This window comes from Hydrogenophaga sp. 70-12 (assembly GCF_001897365.1).
GTDB classification, from domain to species: domain Bacteria; phylum Pseudomonadota; class Gammaproteobacteria; order Burkholderiales; family Burkholderiaceae_C; genus Hydrogenophaga; species Hydrogenophaga borbori.
Genome location: NZ_MKSS01000247.1, coordinates 1 through 1,760, shown reverse-complemented (window position 1 = coordinate 1,760; position 1,760 = coordinate 1). Strand labels below are relative to the sequence as shown.

The 1,760-nt window shown below is 73.0% G+C and carries 3 protein-coding genes; 2 read left to right on the top strand and 1 reads right to left on the bottom strand.

Translation table 11 applies throughout. The annotated features are described in order from the left end of the window. A partial coding sequence (locus tag BGO22_RS13985) for a DNA glycosylase AlkZ-like family protein (protein WP_286851360.1) occupies nucleotides 1–1,085 on the top strand: 1,085 nt, incomplete at its 5' end. 4 nt (nucleotides 1,086–1,089) lie between these two features. Further along, nucleotides 1,090–1,269 (top strand): hypothetical protein, encoded by a 180-nt coding sequence (locus BGO22_RS13980; RefSeq protein WP_139147020.1) that lies wholly within the window; start codon nucleotides 1,090–1,092, stop codon nucleotides 1,267–1,269. A gap of 17 nt (nucleotides 1,270–1,286) precedes the next feature. On the opposite strand, the gene BGO22_RS13975 is transcribed toward BGO22_RS13980, so the two are convergent. Continuing rightward, complete coding sequence (locus tag BGO22_RS13975; protein ID WP_070398778.1) at nucleotides 1,287–1,754, bottom strand: RidA family protein; 468 nt, start codon at nucleotides 1,752–1,754, stop codon at nucleotides 1,287–1,289. Nucleotides 1,755–1,760: the final 6 nt, after the last annotated feature.

Sequence of the window (1,760 nt, the reverse complement as noted above, 5' to 3'; positions counted from 1 at the left end):
CGCGCAGCCTGTTCAGGCCGCTGGCGCTGCCGGCCGCGGTGCGCCGGCTGGGCTTCGTGCAGGCCGACCCCATGCGCGCGCCGGCGCGCGCGCAGGACCTCATCCTGTTCCAGCGCGTGCGCGACTACCGTGCGGGCGACCTGGAGCGCCGCTACGAGCGCCTGGGCCTGGAGGAAGACGCCTTCGTCAACTACGGCTTCGTGCCGCGCGGCATGCTGGCCCTGCTGCACCCGCGCACGCCGCGCCAGGCCTGGGACGCCGACACCACCCAGCGCGCGCGGGCCGTGCTCGATTTCGTGCGCGAGCGCGGCCTGGCGCACCCGCGCGAGGTGGGCGAGGCCTTCGCCCACCACGGCCGCGTGGCCGGCTACTGGGGCGGCGACCTGAACGCCAGCACGCGCCTGCTGGACCACATGCACTACCACGGCTGGCTGCGCGTGCGCCGGCGCGAAGGCGGCACGCGGCTGTACGAGGCCATGGAGCACGCCGCGCAGGACGACAGTCCCGCCGCGCGGCGGGCGCGCGCCGAGGCGCTGGTCGACACCATCGTGAACCTCTACGCGCCGCTGCCCGCGCCCAGCCTCGGCTACCTGGTCACGCTGCTGCGCTACGGCGCGCCGCAGCTCGCGGCCGAGGCCCGCGCCGTGGCCACGGCCGCGCGCACGCGCTACGGCCACGCGGTGGTCGACGGCACCACCTGGTTCTGGCCGGCCGACGAAAACCCCGCCTCGCGCCGCCACCAGCCGGATGGGACAGGCCTGCGACTGCTCGCGCCCTTCGACCCCGTGGTGTGGGACCGCCGCCGCTTCGAAATGTTGTGGGGCTGGGCTTACCGCTTCGAGGCCTACCTGCCCGCGCCCCGGCGCACCATGGGCCACTACGCGCTGCCGCTGCTGTGGGGAGAACAGGTGCTGGGCTGGGCCAATCTGCGCCTGGAGCGCGGGCGCCTGGTGCGCGAGCTGGGCTTCGTGTCGGGCCGGGCGCCGCGCGACGCCGCCTTCAAGCGCGCGCTCGACGAGGAGCTGGCGCGCTTCGAGGCATTTCTGTCGGGTTATGGGCGCGCCGTGGGCGGGCCCCAGGAGTGAAACGATGCCATCTGGCGAACTCACCGGCGTGGTGATTGCGGTCGCGGTTGGGGTGCTGGCGTTCGCCGTGTCCCGCTACGCCACGAGGTACTTCACCCAGCGGCGCGCGGAACGGGAGAAGGCGAAGCAAGCCGCCGGCCAGAGCCGGCAGGTGCGGCGCGCGAACGCGCGCCGCCAACGCTGAACCTCAGACGCCGAGCCTCAGTTCAGCTCCGCGATCAACTCGATCTCCACGCAGGCCCCCATGGGGAGCTGCGCCACGCCGAAGGCGCTGCGCGCGTGCAGGCCGGCGTCGCCGAAGACCTCGCCCAGCAGCTCGCTGCAGCCGTTGGTGACCAGGTGTTGTTCGGTGAAGGTGGGGGCGCTGTTGACCAGGCTCATGACCTTGACGATGCGCTTGACGTCGTCCAGCGTCTTGCCCGAGGCCTGGCAGGCGGCCTGCAGCGTGCCCATGAGGGCGATGGCGACGCTGCGCGCGGCCTCCTTGCCCTCGTCGGTTTCCATGGTCAGGCCCAGCTGCCCGACCCAGGCCTTGTTGTCCTTGCGGGCGATGTTGCCGCTGATGAACACCAACTGGCCGGTCTGCACGAAGGGCACGTAGGCGGCGGCCGGGGTGGCCACGGGGGGCAGGGTGATGCCCAGTTGCTTGAGCTTGGCGAGTGCGCTCATCGGTCG

What these genes read in the sequence shown, in the direction of transcription:
- BGO22_RS13980 (WP_139147020.1), top strand. Translation starts at nt 1,090, where the DNA reads ATGCCATCTGGCGAACTCACCGGCGTGGTGATTGCGGTCGCGGTTGGG.
- BGO22_RS13975 (WP_070398778.1), bottom strand. Translation starts at nt 1,754, where the DNA reads ATGAGCGCACTCGCCAAGCTCAAGCAACTGGGCATCACCCTGCCCCCC.